The organism is Geodermatophilus sp. SYSU D00700 (genome assembly GCF_054050255.1).
This window is the reverse complement of the sequence record NZ_JBJGZA010000055.1, coordinates 1-23814: the sequence shown is the minus strand read 5'-3', so window position 1 is coordinate 23814 and position 23814 is coordinate 1. Positions and strand designations below refer to the sequence as shown.

Sequence of the window (23814 nt, the reverse complement as noted above, 5' to 3'; positions counted from 1 at the left end):
CCCCCCCCCCCCCCCCCCCCCCCCCCCCCCCCCCCCCCCCCCCCCCCCCCCCCCCCCCCCCCCCCCCCCCCCCCCCCCCCCCCCCCCCCCCCCCCCCCCCCCCCCCCCCCCCCCCCCCCCCCCCCGGCGGTGGGGGAGGACGCCGCACGCGGTTGTCCCCGCACACGCGACGGAGGGCCGGTCCAGCACTCGCCGGACCGGCCCTCCCGCCGTTCACCCTGGACGTCGGACGTGCCGGCGGGGCACCGTCGTCCCCTGGCCGACCGGCAGAGGAGGGGATGTGCTCCCGGACGTCCTGCACGATCCGTCCCCGGAGGAAGCCGACGACGACCTCGCGCTCTTCGGGCGTCTGGTGGGCGCCTGGCGGCTGCACTGGTCGGGCCGCGAACCCGACGGCACCTGGGCGACGGCGGTCGGCGAACTGCACGTCGGACGGGTGCTCGGTGGCCGGGCGGTGCAGGACGTGTGGATCGTGCCCGGCAGAGGAGAGCCCGGCGCCGGCGTCCCGCCGCGGGCGTTCCACGGGACGACGGTCCGCTTCCCCGATCCCCACGCGCCGGGCACCTGGCGCTCGACGTGGATGGACCCCGTGAACGGCCGGGTCCGGCGCTTCGTCGGCCGGCCGACCGACGACGGCGGGGTCGTCCTGCTGAGCGACGAGGAGGACCCGTGGCTGCGGTGGCGCTTCACCGACGTCGGCCCGGACTCCTTCACCTGGTCGGCCGAGACGTCCCGCGACCGCGGGAGCACGTGGGTGCACGACGAGCTGATGACGGCCGAGCGCACGGCCTGAACAGCGACGGAGGGCCGGTCCAGCTGCTGCTGGACCGGCCCTCCGGGTGTCTGAGGGGGTGTGCTAGACCCCGGCCGCGACCGCGGCGGGCTCCGCGGCGATCAGCCGGGCCCGCTCCTCCTCGCTCATGCCGCCCCACACGCCGTAGGGCTCGCGGACGCTGAGCGCGTGCTTGAGGCAGGCCTCGACGACCGGGCACTTGCCGCAGACGGCCTTCGCGGCGGCCTGGCGACGGGCCCGCGCGGGGCCGCGCTCGCCGTCCGGGTGGAAGAACAGGGCCGTGCTCTCTCCACGGCAGGCGCCGTGCAGCTGCCAGTCCCAGACCTCGGCCACGGGTGTCGGCAGTCGGCGGATGTCGGCCATCTCGTCCTCCTCGGCTCAGTGCGAGCCGGAGGGGGCGGTCCGGCTGCACGTGGGCCGGTGCCCGAGGGTCGGTGGGGCCAAACACATCGGGATCGAGCATTTTCCCGGCCTCCGTCTCCCCCCGCAGGGTGAGCACGGCTGTCGCCGCTCCCGGCCCGCGGTCAAGGTGACTGCAGGCCCTGCCGTTACGCGGGTCGAGTGACCCGGGCGCCCCGCCCGGTCGGGGGAGACGAGGAGCAACGCGTGATCGACGACAGGATGCGTGGACCCGGGCACGGGGCCACGACCGTGTGGGTGTACGACGAGCGCCGCCGTGTCCGCGACGACGTCGCCGCCCGCCTGGTGGCCCTGCCGTTCGTGGGCCGGGTCGAGGTCGTCGGTGACGCCGTCGCGCTGGTCCAGCGGCTGGCCACCCGCCAGCCCGACGTGCTGCTGGTCGGCACGCAGCGCGCCGTCGACACCGGCCTGACCGTGGCCACCCAGGTGCTGCGGACCCACCCCGGCGTCCCGGTGCTCGTGCTCGGCGCGCCCGACGACGCCGAGACGGTGCGTGCCGCGGTCGCCGTCGGGGCGCGGGGCTACCTGCGCTGGGACGCCAGCGCCCTGGAGATGGGCCTGGGCCTGTCCCGGGTGGGGCTGCGCGCCGACGGCCGGCCGCCGCAGCCGGTGGGCGCCCCGGTGCCGCTGGCCTCGGTCGGCGCGCCCGCCCCGGCGTGGGCCACGCCGCTCAACGGCGCCGGCCCGCGCGCGGTGAGCTCGACGGTCCGGGAGGCCGCGCCCGCGGTCACGCTGTCGATGCGCGAGATGCAGGTCCTCACCGGCATGAGCCAGGGCAAGAGCAACGCCCAGATCGGCCGTGAGCTCTACCTGTCCGAGGACACGATCAAGACCCACGCCCGCCGGCTGTTCCGCAAGCTCGGCGCCAAGGACCGCGCCGAGGCGGTGGCCACCGGCTTCCGCCGGGGCATGATGAGCTGACGCACGACGAGCACGCGCCGAGGGGCCCCTCCGACCGCCGGAGGAGCCCCTCGGTGCGTTTCTCACCCGGTCTCAGTCGTCGCGGGCGTGCCGGCCGCCGGGGGAGTCCCCGGGCTCCTCGCGCTCGGCCACCGCGGCCACCCCGTCGGCGTAGCCGCTGGCGTAGTCCCAGCTGACGTAGTCGTCGGGATCGGGGTCGAAGGGCGGCTCGTGCCGGCCGGTCTGACCCTCCTCCAGCAGCTGGCGCAGGTTGGCCTGCATCAGCGCCCAGTCGACGTGGTGCTCCTCGTCGCAGTCGGGGCAGTCGACGACGATGCCCTTGATGCCGGTCCGTTCGAGCAGGGTCCGGAACACCTCGAGCTCGGCCAGGTCGTCGAGGACGCCGGCCCGCTCCTCCATGGTCAGCGGCGGCGGGTCCGACGGCGTGCGGCCGGAGTCCGGGGCGTCGTCGAAGGGGCTCACGGTGCCTCCTCCCTCGTGCTGGCGGCGCTGTGGCTCACGCACGGTCGCGCGGGGCTCGCGCGCCCGGAGGACACGGTAGCCGCCCCCGGCGGTGGTTCCCACGCCGAGCACCTCCGGCGGCGTCCCGGCGCCCGAGCGGCCCGGCCTACGATCGGGGAGGTCCCCGCGCGCCCGGCCGGGGGCCGAGCCGACGGAGAGGGTGGCGGCCACCATGCAGCCCGACGACCACGCAGCTGACGGGTACCGCCCCGAGGTGCCGGCGGCCTTCGCCCCGCTCGGACTGACCTACGACGACGTCCTGCTCGTCCCTGGTGAGTCCGACGTCGTCCCGGCCGAGGTGGACACCAGCAGCCGGGTGACCCGCGGGATCCGGCTGGCCGTCCCGCTGCTGTCGAGCGCGATGGACACGGTCACCGAGGCCCGCATGGCGATCGCCATGGCCCGCGTCGGCGGCATGGGCGTGCTGCACCGCAACCTCGCCGCCGAGGAGCAGGCCGGCCAGGTCGACCTGGTCAAGCGGTCCGAGGCCGGCATGGTGACCAACCCGGTGACCTGCTCGCCGGACAACACCCTCGCCGAGGTCGACGCGCTGTCGGCCCGCTACCGCATCTCCGGCGCCCCGGTGGTCGACGACGCCGGCGTCCTGGTCGGCATCGTCACCAACCGCGACATGCGGTTCGAGACCGACCAGCACCGGCTCGTGCGCGACGTCATGACGCCGATGCCCCTGGTCACCGCCCCCGTCGGCGTCGATGCCGACACCGCGCTGCGCCTGCTGTCCCGGCACAAGATCGAGAAGCTGCCGATCGTCGACGACGCCGGGCGGCTGCGCGGCCTCATCACGGTCAAGGACTTCGTCAAGCGCGACCAGTACCCGAACTCCACCAAGGACGCCGACGGCCGGCTGGTCGTGGGCGCCGCGCTCGGCGTCGGCGAGGACGCCTACGAGCGGGCCGGCCTGCTGGTCGACGCCGGGGTCGACGTGCTCGTCGTCGACACCGCCCACGGCCACCAGCGCGCCGTGCTCGACATGGTCGCCCGCGTGCAGAAGGACTTCGGCGGCGACGGCGGCGTGCAGGTCGTCGGCGGGAACGTCGCCACCCGGGCCGGTGCGCAGGCGCTGGTCGACGCCGGTGCCGACGCGGTCAAGGTCGGCGTCGGCCCCGGCTCGATCTGCACCACCCGCGTCGTCGCCGGTGTCGGCGTCCCGCAGCTGACCGCCGTCCACGAGGCCGCCCAGGCGTGCAAGCCGGCCGGTGTCCCGGTCATCGCCGACGGCGGGCTGCAGTACTCCGGCGACATCGCCAAGGCGCTGGTCGCCGGCGCCGACACGGTGATGATCGGCGGACTGTTCGCCGGGGTCGAGGAGGCTCCCGGCGAGCTGGTGTTCATGAACGGCAAGCAGTTCAAGACCTACCGCGGCATGGGCTCGCTGGGCGCGATGCAGAAGCGCGGCAACCAGTCGTTCAGCCGCGACCGCTACTTCGCCGACGACGTCCTCTCCGACGACAAGCTCGTCCCCGAGGGCATCGAGGGGCAGGTGCCCTACCGTGGGCTGCTCGCCACCGTGGCCCACCAGCTCGTCGGCGGGCTGCGCGCGTCGATGGGCTACGCCGGCGCGGCCACCGTCGCCGAGCTGCAGGAGCGCGGCCGGCTGATCCGGATCACCGCGGCCGGCCTGACCGAGAGCCACCCGCACGACATCCAGATGACCGTCGAGGCGCCGAACTACCGGGGGCGGTGAGCATGCCTCCCCGCGACACCGTCGAGATCGGCCTCAACCGCTTCGCCCGGCGGGCCTACGACCTCGACGAGGTCTCGATCGTCCCGTCCCGCCGCACCCGCGACGTCGACGACGTCTCCACGGCCTGGCAGATCGACGCCTTCCGCTTCGACATCCCGCTGGTCACCAGCCCCAGCGACGCTGTCGTCAGTCCGGCCACGGCGATCGCCGTCGGGCAGGCCGGCGGTCTCGGCGTGCTCAACGCCGAGGGGTTGTGGACCCGCTACGACGACCCGCTGCCGGTCTACCGGCAGCTGCGCGACGCCGCCGCCGAGGCGCCGCCGCCGGTGTCGCTGCTGCAGCAGGTCTACGCCGAGCCGGTGAAGCCGGACCTGATCAGCGCCCGGATCAAGGAGATGCGCGACGCCGGGGTGACCACGGCGGTGCGGGTCTCGCCGCAGCACACCGAGCAGCTCGCCCCGACCGTGCTCGCCGCGGGGGTCGACCTGCTGGTCATCCAGGGCACGATCGTCTCCGCCGAGCACGTGACCACCCAGGGTGCGGCGCTCAACCTCAAGTCCTTCATCGCCGACCTCGACGTCCCGGTCATCGTCGGCGGGGCGGCCAACTACACGACGGCGCTGCACCTGATGCGCACCGGCGCGGCCGGCGTCATCGTCGGTGTGGGCGCCGACAGCTTCTCCACCGGCGACGCCGTCATGGGCATCCGGGTGCCGCTGGCCAGCGCGATCGCCGACGCCGCGGCCGCCCGCCGCGACTACCTCGACGAGACCGGCGGCCGGTACGTGCACGTCATCGCCAACGGCCGGATCGAGACCAGCGGCGCGATCGCCCGGGCCCTGGCCTGCGGCGCGGACGCCGTGCAGCTCGGGGAGCCGCTGCGCGCGGCGCGGGAGGCCCCGGCCGCGGGCGTGTGGTGGGACTCGGTGGCCGCCCACCCGCGACTGCCCCGGGGCGGGACGTCCGCGCCGGTCCCGGCCGCGGGCTCGCTGCAGCAGCTGCTCCTGGGCCCGGCCGAGACCTCCGACGGCCGCACCAACCTCTTCGGGGCGCTGCGCCGCACGATGGCCAAGACCGGCTACCGCGACCTCAAGGAGTTCCAGCGGGTCGACCTGGTGATCGGCGGTCGGCCGGACTGATGGACTTCCCGACCGTCCTCGTCGTCGACTTCGGCGCGCAGTACGCCCAGCTGATCGCGCGGCGCATCCGCGAGGCCGGCGTGTACTCGGAGATCGTCCCGTCCTCGGTCCCCGTCAAGGAGATCCTGGAGCGGGAGCCCGCGGCGATCGTGCTCTCGGGCGGGCCCTCCAGCGTGTACGCCGAGGGTGCGCCGCAGGTCGACCCCGCGCTGTTCGAGGGCGGGGTCCCGGCGTTCGGCATCTGCTACGGGTTCCAGGCGATGGCGCAGTCCCTCGGCGGGACCGTCGCGCACACCGGCGACCGGGAGTACGGCCGCACGCCGCTGACGGTCACCACCGGCGGCCGACTGTTCGGCGACCTGCCGGTCGAGCAGCCGGTGTGGATGAGCCACGGCGACGCCGTCAGCACCCCGCCACCGGGCTTCACCGTCACCGCCACCTCCACCGGCGCGCCGGTGGCCGCCTTCGAGGACGTCGACCGGCGGCTGGCCGGCGTCCAGTTCCACCCCGAGGTGCGGCACACCGCGCACGGGCAGACGGTGCTCGAGCACTTCCTGTTCGACATCGCCGGCCTCGAGCCGACCTGGACGACGGCGAACGTCGTCGAGGAGCAGGTCGAGCGGATCCGCGAGCAGGTCGGCGAGGGCCGGGCGCTGTGCGCGCTGTCGGGCGGTGTCGACTCCGCGGTCGCCGCGGCGCTCGTCCAGCGGGCCATCGGCGACCGGCTCACCTGCGTGTACGTCGACCACGGGCTGATGCGCGAGGGCGAGACCGAGCAGATCGAGCGCGACTTCGTGGCCGCGACCGGGGTGGACCTGCGGGTCGTCGACGCCCGCGAGCAGTTCCTCGCCGCACTCGCCGGCACCAGCGACCCCGAGGAGAAGCGCAAGACCATCGGCCGGGAGTTCATCCGGGTCTTCGAGCAGGCCGCCCTCGACGTCGTCGGTGACGCGGAGCAGCACGGGGAGAGCGTGGACTTCCTCGTGCAGGGGACGCTGTACCCCGACGTCGTCGAGTCCGGCGGTGGCACCGGGACGGCGAACATCAAGAGCCACCACAACGTCGGCGGGCTGCCCGAGGACCTCCAGTTCACCCTGGTCGAGCCGCTGCGGACGCTGTTCAAGGACGAGGTCCGTGCCGTCGGCGCCGAGCTCGGCCTGCCCGAGGCCATGGTGTGGCGCCAGCCGTTCCCCGGCCCGGGCCTGGGCATCCGCATCGTCGGCGAGGTGACCCGGGAGCGGCTCGACGTCCTGCGGAGGGCCGACGCGATCGTGCGCGCCGAGCTCACCGCCGCCGGCCTGGACCGCGAGATCTGGCAGTGCCCCGTGGTGCTGCTGGCCGACGTCCGCTCGGTCGGTGTCCAGGGCGACGGGCGCACCTACGGCCACCCGGTCGTGCTGCGCCCGGTGTCCAGCGAGGACGCGATGACCGCCGACTGGACCCGGCTGCCCTACGACCTGCTGGCGCGGATCTCCACGCGCATCACGAACGAGGTGCCCGAGGTCAACCGGGTCGTCCTCGACGTCACGAGCAAGCCGCCGGGCACCATCGAGTGGGAGTGACGGACGAGGGCCCGGGGAGCCGAACGCTCCCCGGGCCCTCGTCCCGTCCGCCCCCGTCCGTGTCAGCGCCTGCGGCGCGCCTTCCGCAGCTCGCTCACCAGCAGGGCCACGCCGCCGCCCACCAGCAGCAGCCACAGCAGGCCGCCGTCGGCGAGGAAGCCGAGCGGCACGGTCACCCCGGCGAGGAAGACCAGCGCCAGGACGACGAAGGCGACGCCGGGCACCAGGGCCACCAGGTCGGGACGGCGCCTGCGCGGCGGCTCGGGGACCGCGAGGGCCGGCGTGTGCTGCCAGGCGTCGGCGAGCGCGCGCTCCTGCCAGGCGGTCGGGGTGGTGGGGAACTCGCTGTAGTCAGGCACGGGACACCTCCAGGTCGCCGACCCCGTGGTCGATGGTGAGGACGAGCTCGGGGTCGCCGTCGCCGTCCTCCGCGCGGAAGTAGCCGCCGTCGTCGGCGGTCTCCCCGAACAGGTCCGCCTCGCCGATGCCCTGCTCCAGGACGATCCGGACGTCGGCGTCCTCGGGAACCGTGATCTCGAGGTCACCGACGCCGTGCTCGACGCGGACCTCCTGCCCGTCGAGGTCGTCGGCGTCGACCCGGGCGAGGTCGAGCTCCATGTCGCCGGCACCGAGCTGGTAGACGTCCCGGATGGCCTCGACCGACTCGGGGTCGTACTCGCGGTTGCCGACGCCGCCCCGGCCGTCGCTCCAGGCCGACACCGACGAGGTGAACAGCAGCGCCAGCGTGAGCACCGAGCCGAGGGCGATCAGCCCGCCGCGCGGCGCCCGGCCCCGGGCGAACGCGGAGGCGACCAGTCCCAGCCCCACCACCAGCAGCGTCCCGGCGAGGAACCCGCGGGGGCCGAGGTCGAGGCCGGTGTAGCGGGTGACGAGCACCATCAGCCCGACGACGATCAGCAGCCCGGCCACGGTGATCCCGGCGACGGGGGAGCGGGGCCCCGGTGGCCCGGCGGGCGTCCCGTCGGCGGCGCGGCGGGGGCCGGCCGGCATGAGCAGCCACAGCAGCAGGTAGACGGCGATGCCGGTACCGCCGGCGAGGGTGAGGGCGACGAACCCGACCCGCCACAGCAGCGGGTCCACGCCGCTGTACTCGGCCAGTCCGCCGGCGACGCCGCCGGCGACCTTGTCGGTGCGGCTCCGCCGGAGGGCCGGCCGGGGCGGGGGTGGGTCGACGAGGGGTGCCTCGGGAGGGAAGGGAGCGGTCATGGCACAGAGCGTGCCGAGCCGGGAGCCCGCGCGGCATCGGGGAAGGCCCCCATCCGACCCTGGTCCTGCCCGTCCGGGGTCTTCCCGGTACCGGGAGGTGGCCGCGCGGTGCGACGATTCCACCGTGACCAGGACCGTGCCGACCCCCGCGGGCGGGCTGACGGCCGGTGCGACCGCCACGGCCGCCCCGCCGGCGCCGAGCCCCGGCGCGCCCCCCGCCGTGCCCGCGCCGCCCCAGCGGCCCCCGCTGGTCCGGCCCCGCTCGGGCCGGATGCTGGCCGGCGTGGCGGCGGGGACGGCGGCGCACCTGCGCGCCGACCCGCTGCTCGTCCGGGCGCTGTTCGTCGCGCTCGCGGTGACCGGCGTCGGCCTGGTGGTCTATCCGGTGCTGTGGTTCTTCATGCCGCTGGGCGAGGTGGGCCCGGACGCGGCCGCGGAGCCCAGCCGCCGGCAGACCATCGGGATGGTGCTGCTCGGCCTCGGCGCGCTGGTGCTGGTCACCAACCTCGCCACCTGGGGCAACAGCGAGCTCATCGCCCCGCTGCTGCTGGTCGGCGGCGGTCTCGCCGTCATCTGGCGGCAGCTCGACACCGACCGCACCCTCGCCCGGCCCGGCGTCCGCTGGGTGCTGGCCGGCGGCGCGACCCTCGCCGCGCTCGGCCTCCTGCTCCTGCTGGCCACCACCGGCCAGCTCGCCGCCGCCCGCAACGGTTTCGTCGCGACGCTGGTCATCCTCGTGGGCGTCGTGCTGGCCACCGCGCCGTTCTGGCGCCGGCTGCTGGACTCCCGCGAGGAGGAGCGCACCGCCCGGATCCGCTCCGAGGAGCGGGCCGCCGTCGCCGCGCACCTGCACGACTCGGTGCTGCAGACCCTCGCGCTCATCCAGCGCAACGCCGGCGACCAGCAGGCCGTCGCCCGGCTGGCCCGCAGCCAGGAGCGCGAGCTGCGCAGCTGGCTCTACGAGCCCGCGGTCGCGGCCGGCGGCACCTGGGCGGGTCTGGTGTCGGACATGGTCGCCGAGGTCGAGGGTGACCACGCGCTCACCGTCGACCCGGTCGTCGTCGGCGACGCCCCGGTCGACGACGCCCTGGCTGCGCTGGGCGCGGCGACCCGCGAGGCGCTGCTCAACGCGGCCAAGCACGCCGGCGTCGCCTCGGCCGACCTCTACACCGAGGTGACGCAGGAGCAGGTGTCGGTGTTCGTCCGCGACCGCGGTGCCGGCTTCGACCCGGCCACGGTGCCCGCCGACCGGCGCGGGCTGCGCGACTCGGTGACCGGCCGGGTGATCCGGCTCGGCGGCACGGCCACGGTCCGCTCCGCGCCCGGCGAGGGCACCGAGGTCGAGCTCGTGCTGCCGCGCGAGGCCGCGGCGTGAGCGTCCCCACCGTCTACCTGGTCGACGACCACGCGATGGTCCGCGCCGGGGTGCGCCACGAGCTCGGCGACGCGGTCACCGTCGTCGGGGAGGCCGCCGACGCCGACGCCGCGATCGCCGGCATCCGGGCCGCCGTCCCCGACGTCGTGCTGCTCGACGTCCACCTGCCCGGCGGCGGGGGGCGCGCGGTGCTCGAGGCGCTGCGGGCCGAGTTGCCGGAGGTGCGGTGGCTGGCGCTGTCGGTGTCCGACGCCGCCGAGGACGTCATCGCGGTCATCCGGGCCGGCGCCCGCGGGTACGTCACGAAGACCATCTCCGGCCCCGAGCTGCGCGCCGCGGTGCAGCGGGTGGCCGAGGGCGACGTCGTCTTCAGCCCGCGGCTGGCCGGCTTCGTCCTGGACGCCTTCGCCGCGACCTCGCCGTCGGCCCCGCAGCCGGAGGACCCCGCCACCGACCCCGGGCTCGACCTGCTCAGTGCCCGCGAGCGCGAGGTCATGCAGCTGCTGGCCCGCGGCTACACCTACCGCGAGATCGGCTCGCGCCTGTTCATCTCGGTGAAGACGGTGGAGTCGCACGCGTCGAACGTGCTGCGCAAGCTGCAGCTGTCCAACCGCAACGAGCTCACCCGCTGGGCGGCCACCAACCGGTTGCTCTGACCCGCCGTTCCCTCACGCCGTGTGGACGACGTGGAACGCCTCGGCGAGGCGGCCCTCGGGGAGGCCGAAGCGGCGGGCGGTCTGGGTCATCCAGCCGGTGAGGAAACCCTCGAGGTCCTCGACGTGGCTGACCTGCGACACGTGGCTCTTGAGCGCCGCGAACTTCAGCTCGACGACGTCGGTGACGTCGACGGCGTGGTCGGCCCGCGGGCTGGCGCCGAGCCACACCTCCGACACCGTCCACGCCTCGAGCCCCTCCTCGGCGAGCAGCTCGGGGAAGGCGAACGGGTTGCGGGCGTCGGGGTACACCGCGCGCAGCGTCGACTCGCCCACCGTCATGTGGTCGGGGTGGCTGGCGCCGATCCGCTCCCAGAACCGCTCCGGCGAGCTGGTCAGCACCCGCTGCGGGCGGACCTGGCGGATGACCCGGGAGATGTCGCGGCGCAGGTCGAGGGTCAGCTCCAGCCGGCCGTCGGGGTAGCCGAGGAACCGGACGTCGGTGACGCCCACGGCGGCCGCGGCGGCGCGCTGCTCCTCCTGGCGCAGCGGGCCCATCCGGTCGCGCGGCGTCTCGTCGAACCCGCCGGCGTCGCCGTCGGTGACGATGCAGTAGGTGACCTCGGTGCCGGCGGCGGTCCAGGTGGCGACCGTCCCGGCGCTGCCGAAGTCGACGTCGTCGGGGTGGGCGAGCACGCACAGGACGCGCTCGACGTGCGCGGCGGGCTCCGGAGGCGGGGGCGCGGTCACCCGGCGGAGCCTAGTGAAGGACCCTCCTGCCCCCCGCCACTCGCCCGCTCGCGGCGGGCCCCTGCAGGAGGGCCGTTCCATCACCTCACCAGACCCGCCAGCTTGTCCGGGTTGAGCACCACGAGGACCTGCTGGACCAGCCCGTCGGTCACGACCAGCGACACCGCGACGTACGGCCCGGCGTCGGTCCACGCCGCCACCCCGGGCCGGCCGTTGACCTCGGCGACGTCCAGCCGCAGGCCGGGCAGCGACGCCCCTCCGGGGATGACGGCGGTGAGGAACCGGGCCACCTTGTCCGCTCCCGCGATCGGCCGCAGCGCCGCCCTCGTCCGGCCGCCGCCGTCGGTGACCAGCACCGCGCCGGGGGCCAGCGCGGCCAGCAGCGCGTCGACGTCGCCGCCGAGGCACGCGGCCAGGAAGCGCTCGGTGACCTCGCGGTGCGCCTGCCGGTCGGCGTCGAACCGGGGTCGTCGGGCGGCCACGTGCTCCCGGGCGCGGCGCCCGAGCTGCCGGACGGCGGCCTCGGAGCGGCCGAGCACGGCGGCCACCTCACCGGCCGGCATCCCGAACGCCTCGCGCAGCACGAACACGGCCCGCTCGGCCGGGGACAGGCTCTCCAGGACGACGAGCAGGGCCAGCGACACCTCCTCGCCCAGCACCGCCTCGTCGGCCGGGTCACCGGCCTGCCGGGTGAGGAGCGGCTCGGGCAGCCACGGGCCGACGTAGGTCTCCCGGCGCGCGCGGGCGGAGTCCAGCCGGTCCAGCGCCAGCCGGGTCACCACCCGCACGAGGTAGGCGCGCGGGTCGCCGACGTCGTCCCGCCCGGCGGCAGACCAGCGCAGCCAGGCGTCCTGGACGACGTCCTCGGCGTCGGCGACGCTGCCCAGCATCTGGTAGGCGACGGTGAACAGCAGCCGCCGGTGCGCGGCGAAGGCCGGCAGCGGGTCGGTCATGCGCGGGCCGGGATCTCGCAGCGGTCCCGGAACCCCTGGCTGTGCAGGCCGAGGGCGCTGTTGGTGCGGGACCGGCTGTTCTCCACGGCGACCATCGTCGTCAGCTCGACCAGGGCGGCGTCGTCGAGGTCGCGGCGCAGCGCGGCGACCATCTCGTCGGTGACGCCCATCGGCGTGGTGCTCATGGCCTCGGCGTACTGCACCACCCGCCGCTCGAGGTCGGTGAGCACCCCGTCGTCGTCGCGCCAGGTCGGGACGGCGCGCAGCTTGGCCGGGTCCACGCCCTCCTGGCTGGTCACCCACCAGCCGAAGTCGACGCACCAGGAGCAGCCGACGGTCACCGCCGCCGACATGACGGCGAGCGCCTTGAGGGTGGGGTCGAGCCGGTCCCACCGGGACAGGGCCTGCTCGTGGCGGAGCTGGGTGACCAGCAGCCGCGGGTGGTGTCCCATCGCGGCCGCGGGGGTGAGCGTCGCGCCGAACCTGCGGCGCGAGTACCAGTCGACGGCGCGCGTGACCAGGGTGCGCGGCGGGTCGAGCGGGATGCGGGCGGTGCCGGTCTCGGTCATGGCGGCGTCCTCTCCGTCGGGGGTCGTCATGGAGACGACGCAGCCGTCCGCGGTGTGACACGCGGTCCGGGGTTCCGCCGGGCCCGGGTCGCGCGGACCCTGGCGGTCCACGGGGGCGGGTGCACGACGGGCCGCGCCGGCCCGTCGGGGGAGGAGCAGACGTGGACCCTGCACTGTCCCGGGCACTGGACCGGGTCGCGGACGGCCTCGCCGCGATGGGCGCCGGCAACCCCGGTCCCTACGCGGCCTGCTGGGCGGACTCGCCCGACGTGACGCTGTTCGGCGCCTGGGGGCCGATCGAGAGGGGCCACCACGCCGTCACCAAGACCGTGGACTGGGTGGGCAGCCGCTTCAGCGACGGCCGGCTCGTGCCGCGCTACGACGTGGTCGACGTCAGCGGGGACCTCGCCTACACGGTCGGCTCCGAGCAGGGGACCGTCCGCGTCGACGGCGGGGAACCGCGGGACATGACGATCCGGGTGACGCACGTGTACCGGCGGATCGAGGGCGACTGGTGGCTGGTCCACCGGCACGCCGACTTCCCGTCCGCCGACCAGCGGCCCTGATCGGGTCCCTCACAGCCGGCCGCGGCCCTGGCGCAGCAGCAGCATCCCGAGCGCCGCGCCGTCGGGGCCGAGGGCGTCCTGGAAGCGGGAGAGCACCTGCTTCTCGCGGGACAGGGACAGCCGGGTGCCGCCGGTGGCGCGGCGCAGCTCACCGATCTCCTGGGACACGGCCAGCCGGTGCTGCACGAGCCGGATCAGCTCGGCGTCGCAGGCGTCGATCTCGCCACGCAGCTCGGCGATGCGGCCGTCGGCGTCGGCGGGGGTGCGGGTGGCGCTCATCTCGGTCTCCTGGCGGGGCGGTGTCTGCCGTCGGACCCCGAGAACGAGAAACGCCCCGGGCTCCTCGGGCCCGGGGCGTTCGTTGCGGCGGCTGCTCAGCCGGCGGCGACGGACACCGGAACCCGGTGCCCGTAGTAAAAGCTGGAGGTGGCGAGCAGCACGTCGGGAGTGTGCCACAGCGCCACGGGCGACCGCCACGGCGGACGGGACCGTCGCCCGTCCGAACTACAGTGGTGTGTCTATGAGCAGCGTGCAGCAGGCCCTCCCCGGAACCGCCGCGCTCCAGCGTTCCGCTCCCGGCTCGGCCGGCCGGGAACTGGACCGCATGCTGGCCGGGCTCAACGGCCCCCAGCGTCAGGCCGTCGTCCACGAGGGCGGTCCGCTGCTCATCGTCGCCGGCGCCGGCTCGGGCAAGACCCGCGTGCTCACCCACCGCATCGCCTACCTGCTGGGTGCCCGCGGGGTGCAGCCCGGCGAGGTCCTGGCGATCACCTTCACCAACAAGGCCGCCGGCGAGATGAAGGAGCGGGTGGCGCAGCTGGTGGGGCCGCGCGCCCGCGCCATGTGGGTGTCGACGTTCCACTCCATGTGCGTGCGCGTCCTGCGCGCCGAGGCCGCCAAGCTGGGCCTGAAGTCGTCGTTCACGATCTACGACCAGGGCGACTCCGTGCGGCTGATGACGATGGTCGCCCGCGACCTCGACCTCGACGCCAAGCGCTACCCCGGCCGCAGTCTCGCCGCCCAGGTGTCGAACCTGAAGAACGAGCTGGTCGACGAGGAGTCGTTCAGCCCCCAGACGGCGCCGGAGAAGGTGCTCAAGGAGGCCTACACGCTCTACCAGCGGCGGCTGCGCGAGGCGCACGCGCTGGACTTCGACGACCTGATCATGACGACGGTCAACCTGCTGCAGGCCTTCCCCGACGTCGCCGAGCACTACCGCCGTCGCTTCCGGCACGTACTGGTCGACGAGTACCAGGACACCAACCACGCGCAGTACGTGCTGGTCCGCGAGCTGGTGGGCACCGGTGAGGGGCCGGTTCCGCCGGCCGAGCTGTGCGTCGTCGGCGACGCCGACCAGTCGATCTACGCCTTCCGCGGCGCGACGATCCGCAACATCGACGAGTTCGAGCGCGACTACCCGCAGGCCACGACGATCCTGCTGGAGCAGAACTACCGCTCGACCCAGCGGATCCTCAAGGCGGCCAACACCGTCATCGCGAAGAACACCGGCCGCCGCGCCAAGAACCTGTGGACCGACGCCGGCGACGGCGAGCTGATCGAGGGCTACGTCGCGGAGAACGAGCACGACGAGGCCGCGTGGGTGGCCGAGCAGATCGACGCGCTGGTCGACGCCGGCAAGGCCCGGCCCGCCGACATCGCCGTCTTCTACCGGACCAACAACGCCTCCCGGGTGTTCGAGGAGGTGTTCATCCGCGTCGGCATGCCCTACAAGGTCGTCGGTGGGGTGCGCTTCTACGAGCGCAAGGAGGTCCGCGACGCGCTGGCCTACCTCCGGGTGGTCGCCAACCCGGCCGACGTCGTCAGCCTCCGCCGGGTGATCAACACCCCCAAGCGCGGCATCGGCGACAAGGCCGAGTCCTGCATCGAGCAGTTCGCCGACCGGGAGCGGATCGCCTTCCCCACGGCGCTGCGCCGCTGCCCGGAGATCACCACGCTCGCGCCGCGCTCGCTCAAGGCGCTGCAGGACTTCGTCGCGCTGCTGGAGGAGTTCGAGCAGCTGGTCGAGACCGGCTCGGGCCCCGCGGCGCTGCTGGAGAGCATCCTCGACCGCACCGGCTACCTCGCCGAGCTGGAGGCGAGCACCGACCCGCAGGACGAGGGCCGCGTCGACAACCTCAACGAGCTCATCTCGGTGGCCGCGGAGTTCGAGGCGGCCAACCCCGGCGGCACGGTCACCGACTTCCTCGAGCAGGTGTCGCTGGTCGCCGACGCCGACCAGATCCCCGTCTCCGGCGACGAGGCCGGCGTCGTCACGCTGATGACGCTGCACACGGCCAAGGGGCTGGAGTTCCCCGTGGTCTTCCTGACCGGGCTCGAGGACGGCGTCTTCCCGCACCTGCGCGCGCTCGGCGACCCGAAGGAGCTGGAGGAGGAGCGGCGGCTGGCCTACGTGGGCATCACCCGCGCCCGGCAGCGGCTGTTCCTCTCCCGCGCCACGGTGCGCACCAGCTGGGGGCAGCCGGCCTACAACCCGCCGTCGCGGTTCCTCGACGAGCTGCCGGCCGACGCCGTGCACTGGGCGCGCACCGACCCGCTGCCGGCGCCGAGCACCGGGTCGGCCCAGCAGCGGGTGGCGGCCACCGGGCTGTCCACCGGCGGGCTGCGCGGCGGCCGGGGCAACCGGGCGGTCATCTCCGTCGAGGTGGGCGACCGGGTCAGCCACGACGCCTTCGGGCTGGGCACCGTGGTCGAGGTCAACGGCGTCGGCGACAAGGCGCAGGCCACGGTCGACTTCGGCTCGGGCGGCACCAAGCGGCTCGTGCTGCGCTACGCCCCCCTCGTCAAGCTGTAGCGCGGGCCTCTGCGGGTCTTCCTCGTGGGGTTGGGGGGGGGGGGGGTGGGGGGGGCCGCCCCGCCGCGGCCCCCCGCGGGGGGGGGTTGCGTGGGGCGGGGGGGGGGGGGGGCGCCCGCCCCCGCCCCCCCCCCCCCCCCCCCCCCCCCCCCCCCCACGAGGAGCGCGCGCACTGCGGGTCAGATCGTGACGCCGCGCTCGGCCAGGAACTCCTCGGGGTCGATCGGCCGGCCGCTGATGCCACCGCGGTGGATCTGGTAGTGCAGGTGGGGGCCGGTCGACTGGCCCTCGTTGCCGATCTTCGCGATCTGGTCGCCCGCGTGCACGATGTCGCCGGCCCGGACGTCGTAGTAGCGCATGTGCCCGTAGACGTGCACGTTGCCCTCGGGGTCCTGGATGTAGACGGCGTTGCCGTAGCCGGAGGCGCGGCCCGCGCGCAGGACCACGCCGTCGGTGGCCGAGTAGATCGGCGTCCCGAGGGCGTTGGCCAGGTCGATGCCGTAGTGCATGGAGCCCCAGCGCATGCAGAAGCAGGTGGTCATCCGGCCCGTCGCCGGCAGCACCGTCTCCGGCTCGCGGGCCGCGCGCGAGGCGGCGAGCTCGGAGAGCCGGACGGCGGCCTCGGCCTGGGTGATGCCGAGCCGGACGCCGGCGTCGTCGATGTCCCCGGTGAAGCCGATGTCGGCGGCGCCGAGCCCGTAGTCGGCGGCGGTGGCCGTGCCGGAGCCGGCCGGGCTGCCGGTGAACCCCGGGACGGCGGCGACGAGCGCGCCGGCCACCAGCGCGGCCAGCCACAGCGCGCCGCGCCGGCCGGGCGGGCGGCGCACGGAGCGGCGGGCGGCGGGACGGGTCCCGGTGTCCGCGGGGGCGGGGACGGCGTCGGTCGCGACGTCGGCCGCCGGGGCGGCCGGAGCCGCGGCGGCGCGCCGGGTGGTCCGGGCGGGCAGGACGGCGGCGGGGGGCACCGGGGCCACCGGGCGGAGGCCGGGGATGCGACCGGTCGCCTCCGGCTCGGCCGACGCACGGCCGGCCGCGGAGTCCACGAGCGCGGTCACCCAGTTCCCCTTCGTCCACGCTCCCGGGGACCGCGGGGTGCGGCGGCCCGTCGGAGGAGCGACGGCGGTGGAGGCGCCCGGGAGGCGCCCGCCGGTGTGTACCGGCACCGTGATCGGACCGTAACGTTCCGTCAGGTCGTTGCCGGGGAAGCCACGTCGCGTGTCGTCATGTCTCCGGACCGTGACCGGCCGGGCGGGCTCAGGCGACGGCGGCCGCCGCCGGCGACTCGGGTGCCGCCGTGCGCAACCCGGCGAGCGTGGCCGCCACCTCGTCGACGACGCCGCGGTGGAAGGGCAGCGACATGTGCCCCAGGCCGCGGACGAGCACGTTGCGCGCCCGCAGGTCGGGGTGGTCGCACCGGCCGTTGCGGGTGGGGATGACCAGCTGGTCGAGGTCGCTGTAGACGGCGGTCATCCGGGTGTCCCAGTCCGGGGCCGGTGCGGCGAGCTCCTGCAGCACCGCCGACCCCGGCCGCAGCTGGCGGACCATCGGCGTGGGCAGCAGGTGGGCGAGCACGGAGCCGCCGTGCGGCGTGCCCAGCGTCACCAGCGACTCGACCCGGCGACCGCCGGCCTGCAGCTGCACGTAGTGCCGGGCGATGAGCCCGCCGAGGCTGTGGCCGACGACGTGCACGCGCTCGTGCCCCGTCTGCGCGCAGATCCGCTCGACGTGCTCGCCGAGGTCGCGGGCGCCCTGCGCGACGTCACCGAGCAGCGGGCTGTAGTTCCAGGTGCACACCTGCGCGAAGCCCCGGCGGCGCAGGCCGCGGCGCATGAGCGCGAACACCGAGCGGTTGTCGACCAGGCCGTGGACGAGGAGGACGGGGATGCGTGCGGCCAGGGGATCGGCGGCGAACAGCGCCCGGACGGCGGGGGGCTGCTCGCCGGGGCGGCAGCGCTCGTCGGGCCGCAGCACCTCGGTCCACGTGCCGAGCGGGTACATGAGCACGTGCGCGCCGACCCACGCCAGTTCGGTCAGTCCGCCGGCGACCGTCGTCGGTGTCGCGAGGGCCCGCAGCACGTCCCGTGGCGTCCCGGGGAGGGCCTCGGGGGTGTGCGACTCTGGACGAGACCCCGGGCCGGCGGTCGAGTGCATGGACGTGCCCTTCCCGTTCGTCGGCCCGGAACGGGTCGGGGTCCCGTCGGCGGCCGGAGCACACCGCTGTGCTCCGTTCACAGGACGGTAATGCCCCCGTGTGGCAGCGGTCACACGACCGGATCCCGCGTCTCGACGAGATCGAGGCCGATCTGTGACACATCTCGACGAAGACGCCCTCCACACTGCTCGACGACGAAGGGGGACCCGTGGCCGGCCCGGAGCGCACCACCCGTGACGACCGGGCGCGCGGCGTGACCGCCCGGCGCTCCGCTGCCGTGGCGGGGAGCGACCGGCGCCCCGCCTCCGCGGCCCGGCCCGACCGGCGCGGCGCGGGCGGCCGCGGCGCCGCCGACCGCCGCGTCCCGGCCGCCGCGAGCCGTGCCGCGGTCTCCGGGCCCGCCGTCCCCGGCGACGGTCTCGTCGTCGGGGACGTCCCGCCCGCCGCCCGGGTCGCCGGCGTCCTCCTGGTGCTCGCCGGCCTCGCCGGTCTGGCCGCGCTGTTCCCCACCTACCTGGTCGTCGGCGGCCGCGACCTGACCCTCGGCGGCGGGATCGGCGGGGTGCTGGCCGGCCTGGTCGTCCCGGTCACCTCGGTCGCCGTCGGCACGGGGCTGGCCGCCGGCCGGGTGCCGCGGCTGGGGCTGGCCTACGCCGGCGTCGGCGGCGCGCTGGCGCTCGGTGCGCTGTTCATCGAGGTGTACCGGGGCAGCTCGTCCACGGTGCGGCCCGGCATCGAGGTGCTCGCCGGCGAGCGGGTGCTGACCAGCTCCGTGGACGCCGGCCCGGGCTGGTGGCTGGCGCTCGCGGCGCTCGGCCTGACCGTGCTCGCCGGTGCCTGCGCCGCCGCGACCTGGGGTCGCACGGTCATGGAGGACCGCGGCTCCCTCGACCCCGCCCGGCCGGGGCTGGCCGGCGCGGCCGTGGTGCTCGGCGTCCTCACCGTCCTCTGCCTGGCCCTGCCGGCCGCCGACGTCCCCGACCGCCTCGTCGACGACCCGGCCACGGGCCTGGAGGTCGTCGTCGAGCAGCAGGGGCCGCAGGCGCTGCTCGAGCGACCGGGCCTGGCCCTGCTCGGGGGCCTGCTGCTCGCCGGCGCCGTCGTCCTGGGATCGGTGCTGGCGCCGTCACTGCGGCCGCGACTCGGCGCCGTCGGCGGGTTCCTGGCCGTCGCCGCGACCGTGCTCGCCGCGGGCCTGTCGGGCCTGCGCGACGCCGCCGCGTCCGACGAGCTGGAGTGGACCGTCCCCGGCGCCGGGCTGCTGGCCGCCGGCCTGGCCTACGCGCTGCTCACCGTCCTGGCCTGGCGGCTGCGCCGGGGCCGCGCCGCGTGACCGACGGCGAGCGGCTGCGGGTCGTCGTCGCGGGGCCCGGCGGCTCCGACGACCCGCGGGCGCTCGCCCTGGCGCGCGCCCTGCGCGACGCCGGCGCGGAGGTGGTGCTCACCGGGGCGACGGCGGCCGACCGGCTGGCCGCGACCGTCGTCCAGGAGGACGCCGACGCCGTCGGGGTCGCCGGCCCCCCGCCCGGACTCCCGGCTGCGCTGCTCGACCGGCTGGCCGCTGCGGGCGCCGACGACGTCACCGCCTTCGTCCTCGGGGACGCGGACGGGCTGCCCGTCGGCGTGCTGCGCTTCCCCGACGGCACCCCGCCCGGCGACGTGGTCGCGGCGCTGCGCCGCACCGGCACCCCCTGACCAGCGGCGTCGTCGGGGGCACCGACACCGGTCCCGGGAGCCGCCCGACGGCCCCGCCTGTGACCCGTCCCACCGCCTCCACCGCCGGTGCGGCAGGCCTCCGGCGCGGGGTCTACGGTGCCTGTCCGTGGATCTCTTCGAGTACCAGGCGCGTGACCTGCTGGCCGCGCACGGCGTGCCCGTGCTGCCCGGCGGCGTGGCCGAGACACCCGACCAGGCCGAGGCGATCGCGCGGGAGATCGGTACCCGCGTCGTCGTCAAGGCGCAGGTGAAGACCGGCGGCCGCGGCAAGGCCGGCGGCGTCAAGCTCGCCGACGACGCCGACGAGGCCCGGGCCCGCGCCCAGGACATCCTCGGTCTGGACATCAAGGGGCACGTCACCCACCGCGTGATGGTGGCCCAGGCCAGCGACATCGCCGAGGAGTACTACTTCTCCTACCTCCTCGACCGCGCCAACCGCACCTTCCTGGCGATGGCCAGCGTCGAGGGCGGCATGGAGATCGAGCAGCTCGCCGTCGAGCGCCCCGAGGCCCTGGCCCGCATCCCGGTCGACGCCACGGTCGGCGTGGACGCCGCCAAGGCCGCCGAGATCGTCGACGCCGCCGGGTTCGCCCCCGAGGTGCGCGACCAGGTGATCGCCATCGCCGTCCAGCTGTGGGAGGTCTTCAGCACGGAGGACGCCACCCTGGTCGAGGTCAACCCGCTGGCCAAGGCCCCCGACGGCCTCGTCCTCGCGCTCGACGCGAAGGTGAGCCTCGACGAGAACGCCCGCTTCCGGCACGCGGAGCACGAGGCCCTCGAGGACACCGCCGCGGCCGACCCGCTCGAGGCCGCGGCCAAGGAGAAGGACCTCAACTACGTCAAGCTCGAGGGCGAGGTCGGCATCATCGGCAACGGTGCCGGGCTGGTCATGAGCACCCTCGACGTCGTCGCCTACGCCGGCGAGGAGTTCGGCGGCGTCAAGCCGGCCAACTTCCTCGACATCGGTGGCGGCGCCTCGGCCGAGGTCATGGCCAACGGGCTGCACATCATCCTGTCCGACCCGGCCGTGAAGAGCGTCTTCGTCAACGTCTTCGGGGGCATCACCGCGTGCGACGCGGTGGCCAACGGCATCGTGCACGCCCTCGAGCTGCTCGGTGACGAGGCGACCAAGCCGCTCGTCGTCCGGCTCGACGGCAACAACGTCGAGGAGGGCCGGCGGATCCTCGCCGAGGCCAACCACCCGCTGGTCACCCTGGTGGACACGATGGACGGCGCCGCGCGCCGGGCCGCCGAGCTCGCCGCCTGATCCGGCCCCAGACAAGGACTGCAGAGATGTCGATCTTCCTCAACGAGAACAGCAAGGTCATCGTCCAGGGCATGACCGGCTCGGAGGGGCGCAAGCACACCCAGCGCATGCTCGCCTCCGGCACCGCGATCGTCGGCGGCGTCAACCCGAAGAAGGCCGGCCAGAGCGTCGACTTCGACGGCGCGAGCGTGCCGGTGTTCGGCAGCGTCGCCGAGGCGGTCAAGGAGACCGGCGCCGACGTCACCGTCGTCTTCGTCCCTCCTGCCGGCGCGAAGGCCGCCGTCATCGAGGCCGTCGACGCCCAGATCGGGCTCGCCGTGGTCATCACCGAGGGCATCCCGGTGCACGACTCGACGTCCTTCTGGGCGCACGCCCAGGGCGGCTCGACCCGCATCATCGGCCCGAACTGCCCCGGCCTGATCAGCCCCGGACGGTCGAATGCCGGCATCATCCCGGCCAACATCACCAAGCAGGGCCGGATCGGCCTGGTCAGCAAGTCGGGCACGCTGACCTACCAGATGATGTACGAACTGCGTGACATCGGGTTCTCCACCTGCGTCGGCATCGGCGGCGACCCGGTCATCGGCACCACGCACATCGACTGCCTGCACGCCTTCCAGGACGACCCGGAGACCGAGGCGATCGTGATGATCGGCGAGATCGGCGGCGACGCCGAGGAGCGCGCCGCGGACTTCATCAAGGCCAACGTCACCAAGCCCGTGGTCGGCTACGTCGCCGGGTTCACCGCTCCCGAGGGCAAGACGATGGGCCACGCCGGCGCGATCGTGTCCGGCTCGGCCGGCACCGCCCAGGCCAAGAAGGAGGCCCTCGAGGCCGCCGGGGTCAGGGTCGGCAAGACGCCGTCGGAGACCGCCCGCCTGATGCGGGAGATCGTCGGCTCCCGGTCGGCGTGAGCCAGCCGGGGGGCGCCCGCCTGGTCCGCACGCCGGACCTGGCGGGCGCCCCGTACGCCTACGCGGCCGTCGTGCCGGGCGGCACGCTGGTGCTCACCGCCGGTGCCTGCCCGCTGGACGCCGACGGCGCCACCGTGGCGGCGGGCGACGTCGCGGGGCAGGCCGAGCAGGTGATGGCCAACCTGCGCGCGGCGCTGCGGGCGGCCGGAGCCGACCTCGGCGACGTCGTCCGCACGACCGTCTACGTGGCCACGACCCGCCGGGAGGACCTGGTCGCCGCCTGGGACGTCGTCCGCGGAGCGTTCGGCGACCACGACCCGCCCAGCACGCTGCTCGGCGTGGCCGTGCTCGGCTACCCCGGCCAGCTGGTCGAGGTGGAGGCGATCGCCGCGCCCGCCTGAACGCCGGCCGTCCGACGGTGGCCGCGCCGGTTGCGACGCGGTCACGATCTCACCCCCGGGGACCGGGCGGCGCGTGGCGAGGTTGCAGGCTGGAGAGCACGGGGGAGAGCATCCGCGACGCCGTACCGACGTGCCGAGGAGAGCCGAGCGATGACGTCCAGCCAGCCGCCCCAGCAGCCCGGGGAGCCCGGGCAGCCGGGGCCGGGCGGTCAGCCGGGGTACGGGCAGCAGCCCCCGCCGTACGGCACACCCCAGGACCACCCGCCGTACGGCCAGCCCGCGTACGGACAGCAGGCCCCCTACGGCCAGCCGCAGCCGGGTCCTCCGGCCCTGCCGTACGGGCAGCCCGCGCCGTACGGGCAGCCGCCCTTCAGCCAGCCGCCGCCCTACGGCCAGCCGCCGTCCTACGGGCAGGCCCCGCCGTACGGGCAGCCGCCCTACGGCGCCCCGCAGGGCCCGCCGCCGCCCCACGGCCAGCCGCCGTTCGGGGCGCACCAGGGTCCGGCGCCGCGTCCGGCCGGGGCCGGGTTCGACCTCAAGCGCCTGAAGGTCGCCGACCACGCCATCGCGGCCGGGACGCTGGCCTACCTCGTCCTCGCGATCCTGCCGTGGGTGGACCTCGACGGGTACTACTTCGGCGACGACTACGACGTGAACGGGTTCTCGTTCAGCGGGCTGGTCCCGTTCGCCTTCGTCCTCCTCCTCGCCGCGACCGTCTGGGCGGTCCTGCCGGCGTTCACCGACCTGCGCCTGGGCTTCCCGCGCAGCTGGGTCACCGTGGGGCTGACGGGCCTGGCGCTCCTGCTCACGCTGATCGCCTGGATCCAGACCTTCTCGTGGGAGTTCAGCCTCGTCGGCCTGCTCGCGCTCCTCGTCAGCGCGGCCGTCACCGCGTTCGCCGTCCTCCGGCTCCTGCCCGAGCTGAGGAACGAGCCGGCCCTGACCGGCGGTCTCGCCGGTGCGGCGCAGTGGGCGAACCAGCAGGCCCCCGACCACGGGCGGTCGGCGTCTCCCGGGCCGTCGGCCGGCCCCGGCGCCCACGGCCCGCAGCACGGCCGGCCGGGGCAGCCCTGGGACCAGTCGCAGCCGACCCAGCCCCACGGCCAGCCGGCTCCGCAGTACGGCCAGCCGGGGCCCCACGGCCCCTCCTACGGCCAGCCCGGCCCGCAGCACGGCCTGCCGGTCGCCCCGCCGGCCACCGACCCGGGCCGTCCCGGCGGCTCCACCGCCTCGGGCCAGGGCTCGTCCTGACCCGAGCGCACCTGCGCGCCCCCAGGGGCGCACCCGTCCCGGGGGGGGGGGGGGGGGGGGGGGGGGGGGGGGGGGCGCGCGGGGGGGGGGGGGGGGGGGGGGGGGGGGGGGGGGGGGGGGGGGGGGGGGGGGGGGGGGGGGGGTGGGGGGGTGTGGTGGGGGTGCTG

At 75.6% G+C, this 23814-nt stretch carries 25 protein-coding genes; 15 read left to right on the top strand and 10 right to left on the bottom strand.

Annotated features, from left to right (window positions below):
* The first annotated feature begins 280 nt into the window (after positions 1 to 280).
* Positions 281 to 793 carry a hypothetical protein gene (locus tag ACI79V_RS23110; RefSeq protein ID WP_456893097.1) on the top strand — a complete coding sequence of 171 codons (513 nt, stop codon included), beginning with the start codon at positions 281 to 283 and terminating at the stop codon, positions 791 to 793.
* 63 nt (positions 794 to 856) lie between these two features.
* Here the strand turns inward: ACI79V_RS23110 and ACI79V_RS23105 are convergent, their stop codons facing one another.
* Positions 857 to 1156, bottom strand: coding sequence for a WhiB family transcriptional regulator (locus ACI79V_RS23105; RefSeq protein WP_075013352.1), 300 nt, complete (start codon positions 1154 to 1156; stop codon positions 857 to 859).
* Between the two features lie 243 nt (positions 1157 to 1399).
* On the opposite strand from ACI79V_RS23105, the gene ACI79V_RS23100 reads away from it, so the two are divergent.
* On the top strand, positions 1400 to 2134 hold the full coding sequence (locus ACI79V_RS23100; RefSeq protein WP_456877408.1) for a response regulator transcription factor: 735 nt from the start codon (positions 1400 to 1402) through the stop codon (positions 2132 to 2134).
* A gap of 72 nt (positions 2135 to 2206) precedes the next feature.
* On the opposite strand, the gene ACI79V_RS23095 is transcribed toward ACI79V_RS23100, so the two are convergent.
* Positions 2207 to 2596, bottom strand: a complete 390-nt coding sequence (locus ACI79V_RS23095; RefSeq protein WP_456893095.1) for a DUF5319 family protein — start codon at positions 2594 to 2596, stop codon at positions 2207 to 2209.
* A gap of 199 nt (positions 2597 to 2795) precedes the next feature.
* Here ACI79V_RS23095 and guaB point away from each other — a divergent pair, with 199 nt between their 5' ends.
* Genes guaB through guaA form a run of 3 tightly spaced genes read left to right on the top strand, consistent with a single transcriptional unit; the run spans position 2796 to position 7041 of the window.
* Positions 2796 to 4340 carry an IMP dehydrogenase gene (gene guaB / locus ACI79V_RS23090; protein ID WP_456893093.1) on the top strand — a complete coding sequence of 515 codons (1545 nt, stop codon included), beginning with the start codon at positions 2796 to 2798 and terminating at the stop codon, positions 4338 to 4340.
* A gap of 2 nt (positions 4341 to 4342) precedes the next feature.
* Entirely contained in the window at positions 4343 to 5479 is a 1137-nt protein-coding gene (locus ACI79V_RS23085) for a GuaB3 family IMP dehydrogenase-related protein (RefSeq protein WP_456893091.1), read from the top strand.
* On the top strand, positions 5479 to 7041 hold the full coding sequence (gene guaA / locus ACI79V_RS23080; RefSeq protein ID WP_456893089.1) for a glutamine-hydrolyzing GMP synthase: 1563 nt from the start codon (positions 5479 to 5481) through the stop codon (positions 7039 to 7041). The genes ACI79V_RS23085 and guaA overlap by 1 nt, the downstream gene beginning before the upstream one ends.
* A 62-nt stretch (positions 7042 to 7103) precedes the next feature.
* Here guaA and ACI79V_RS23075 read toward each other — a convergent pair whose 3' ends face one another.
* Both ACI79V_RS23075 and ACI79V_RS23070 read right to left on the bottom strand, forming a co-directional pair.
* On the bottom strand, positions 7104 to 7400 hold the full coding sequence (locus ACI79V_RS23075; protein ID WP_456877404.1) for a hypothetical protein: 297 nt from the start codon (positions 7398 to 7400) through the stop codon (positions 7104 to 7106).
* Entirely contained in the window at positions 7393 to 8268 is an 876-nt protein-coding gene (locus ACI79V_RS23070; protein WP_456893087.1) for a PspC domain-containing protein, read from the bottom strand. The genes ACI79V_RS23075 and ACI79V_RS23070 overlap by 8 nt, the downstream gene beginning before the upstream one ends.
* A 124-nt stretch (positions 8269 to 8392) precedes the next feature.
* On the opposite strand from ACI79V_RS23070, the gene ACI79V_RS23065 reads away from it, so the two are divergent.
* The gene (locus tag ACI79V_RS23065; protein ID WP_456893085.1) at positions 8393 to 9643 is read left to right on the top strand and encodes an ATP-binding protein; all 1251 of its coding nucleotides are present in this window, start codon (positions 8393 to 8395) and stop codon (positions 9641 to 9643) included.
* A complete protein-coding gene (locus ACI79V_RS23060; protein WP_456877401.1) occupies positions 9640 to 10299 on the top strand; it encodes a response regulator in 660 nt (219 codons plus the stop codon). Before ACI79V_RS23065 ends, ACI79V_RS23060 begins: the two co-directional genes overlap by 4 nt.
* A 12-nt stretch (positions 10300 to 10311) precedes the next feature.
* Here the strand turns inward: ACI79V_RS23060 and ACI79V_RS23055 are convergent, their stop codons facing one another.
* The 3 genes from ACI79V_RS23055 to ACI79V_RS23045 form a co-directional block, all read right to left on the bottom strand.
* Entirely contained in the window at positions 10312 to 11046 is a 735-nt protein-coding gene (locus ACI79V_RS23055) for a PIG-L deacetylase family protein (protein WP_456893083.1), read from the bottom strand.
* Positions 11047 to 11126: 80 nt separating this feature from the next.
* Positions 11127 to 11999, bottom strand: coding sequence for an RNA polymerase sigma-70 factor (locus tag ACI79V_RS23050; protein ID WP_456893081.1), 873 nt, complete (start codon positions 11997 to 11999; stop codon positions 11127 to 11129).
* Positions 11996 to 12568 carry a carboxymuconolactone decarboxylase family protein gene (locus ACI79V_RS23045; RefSeq protein WP_456893079.1) on the bottom strand — a complete coding sequence of 191 codons (573 nt, stop codon included), beginning with the start codon at positions 12566 to 12568 and terminating at the stop codon, positions 11996 to 11998. The genes ACI79V_RS23050 and ACI79V_RS23045 overlap by 4 nt, the downstream gene beginning before the upstream one ends.
* Positions 12569 to 12729: 161 nt before the next feature.
* Here ACI79V_RS23045 and ACI79V_RS23040 point away from each other — a divergent pair, with 161 nt between their 5' ends.
* A complete protein-coding gene (locus ACI79V_RS23040; RefSeq protein ID WP_456893077.1) occupies positions 12730 to 13134 on the top strand; it encodes a YybH family protein in 405 nt (134 codons plus the stop codon).
* Positions 13135 to 13143: 9 nt separating this feature from the next.
* On the opposite strand, the gene ACI79V_RS23035 is transcribed toward ACI79V_RS23040, so the two are convergent.
* Positions 13144 to 13413, bottom strand: a complete 270-nt coding sequence (locus tag ACI79V_RS23035) for a chorismate mutase (protein ID WP_456893075.1) — start codon at positions 13411 to 13413, stop codon at positions 13144 to 13146.
* A 241-nt stretch (positions 13414 to 13654) separates the two neighbouring features.
* On the opposite strand from ACI79V_RS23035, the gene pcrA reads away from it, so the two are divergent.
* A complete protein-coding gene (gene pcrA / locus ACI79V_RS23030; protein WP_456893073.1) occupies positions 13655 to 15946 on the top strand; it encodes a DNA helicase PcrA in 2292 nt (763 codons plus the stop codon).
* A gap of 179 nt (positions 15947 to 16125) precedes the next feature.
* Here pcrA and ACI79V_RS23025 read toward each other — a convergent pair whose 3' ends face one another.
* Together ACI79V_RS23025 and ACI79V_RS23020 are read right to left on the bottom strand one after the other, a co-directional pair.
* On the bottom strand, positions 16126 to 17001 hold the full coding sequence (locus tag ACI79V_RS23025) for a M23 family metallopeptidase (RefSeq protein WP_456893071.1): 876 nt from the start codon (positions 16999 to 17001) through the stop codon (positions 16126 to 16128).
* Between the two features lie 199 nt (positions 17002 to 17200).
* Positions 17201 to 18022 carry a lipase family alpha/beta hydrolase gene (locus tag ACI79V_RS23020; protein ID WP_456893069.1) on the bottom strand — a complete coding sequence of 274 codons (822 nt, stop codon included), beginning with the start codon at positions 18020 to 18022 and terminating at the stop codon, positions 17201 to 17203.
* A gap of 284 nt (positions 18023 to 18306) precedes the next feature.
* Between ACI79V_RS23020 and ACI79V_RS23015 the strand changes: the two genes are divergently transcribed.
* The 6 genes from ACI79V_RS23015 (at position 18307) to ACI79V_RS22990 (ending at position 23647) form a co-directional block, all read left to right on the top strand.
* Positions 18307 to 19431: a hypothetical protein gene (locus ACI79V_RS23015; RefSeq protein ID WP_456893067.1), complete on the top strand. Its 1125-nt coding sequence runs from the start codon at positions 18307 to 18309 to the stop codon at positions 19429 to 19431.
* Positions 19428 to 19793, top strand: coding sequence for a hypothetical protein (locus tag ACI79V_RS23010; RefSeq protein ID WP_456893065.1), 366 nt, complete (start codon positions 19428 to 19430; stop codon positions 19791 to 19793). The genes ACI79V_RS23015 and ACI79V_RS23010 overlap by 4 nt, the downstream gene beginning before the upstream one ends.
* Before the next feature lie 127 nt (positions 19794 to 19920).
* Entirely contained in the window at positions 19921 to 21081 is a 1161-nt protein-coding gene (sucC, locus tag ACI79V_RS23005) for an ADP-forming succinate--CoA ligase subunit beta (protein ID WP_456893063.1), read from the top strand.
* Positions 21082 to 21107: 26 nt separating this feature from the next.
* Complete coding sequence (gene sucD / locus ACI79V_RS23000) at positions 21108 to 21995, top strand: succinate--CoA ligase subunit alpha (RefSeq protein ID WP_456893061.1); 888 nt, start codon at positions 21108 to 21110, stop codon at positions 21993 to 21995.
* Positions 21992 to 22396 (top strand): RidA family protein, encoded by a 405-nt coding sequence (locus tag ACI79V_RS22995; protein WP_456893059.1) that lies wholly within the window; start codon positions 21992 to 21994, stop codon positions 22394 to 22396. The genes sucD and ACI79V_RS22995 overlap by 4 nt, the downstream gene beginning before the upstream one ends.
* Positions 22397 to 22546: 150 nt before the next feature.
* The gene (locus tag ACI79V_RS22990; RefSeq protein WP_456893057.1) at positions 22547 to 23647 is read left to right on the top strand and encodes a hypothetical protein; all 1101 of its coding nucleotides are present in this window, start codon (positions 22547 to 22549) and stop codon (positions 23645 to 23647) included.
* Positions 23648 to 23814 lie beyond the last annotated feature (167 nt).

What these genes read in the sequence shown, in the direction of transcription:
- ACI79V_RS23105 (WP_075013352.1), bottom strand. Translation starts at nt 1,156, where the DNA reads ATGGCCGACATCCGCCGACTGCCGACACCCGTGGCCGAGGTCTGGGAC.
- ACI79V_RS23085 (WP_456893091.1), top strand. Translation starts at nt 4,343, where the DNA reads ATGCCTCCCCGCGACACCGTCGAGATCGGCCTCAACCGCTTCGCCCGG.
- guaA (WP_456893089.1), top strand. Translation starts at nt 5,479, where the DNA reads ATGGACTTCCCGACCGTCCTCGTCGTCGACTTCGGCGCGCAGTACGCC.
- ACI79V_RS23070 (WP_456893087.1), bottom strand. Translation starts at nt 8,268, where the DNA reads ATGACCGCTCCCTTCCCTCCCGAGGCACCCCTCGTCGACCCACCCCCG.
- ACI79V_RS23050 (WP_456893081.1), bottom strand. Translation starts at nt 11,999, where the DNA reads ATGACCGACCCGCTGCCGGCCTTCGCCGCGCACCGGCGGCTGCTGTTC.
- ACI79V_RS23045 (WP_456893079.1), bottom strand. Translation starts at nt 12,568, where the DNA reads ATGACCGAGACCGGCACCGCCCGCATCCCGCTCGACCCGCCGCGCACC.
- ACI79V_RS23035 (WP_456893075.1), bottom strand. Translation starts at nt 13,413, where the DNA reads ATGAGCGCCACCCGCACCCCCGCCGACGCCGACGGCCGCATCGCCGAG.
- pcrA (WP_456893073.1), top strand. Translation starts at nt 13,655, where the DNA reads ATGAGCAGCGTGCAGCAGGCCCTCCCCGGAACCGCCGCGCTCCAGCGT.
- sucD (WP_456893061.1), top strand. Translation starts at nt 21,108, where the DNA reads ATGTCGATCTTCCTCAACGAGAACAGCAAGGTCATCGTCCAGGGCATG.
- ACI79V_RS22990 (WP_456893057.1), top strand. Translation starts at nt 22,547, where the DNA reads ATGACGTCCAGCCAGCCGCCCCAGCAGCCCGGGGAGCCCGGGCAGCCG.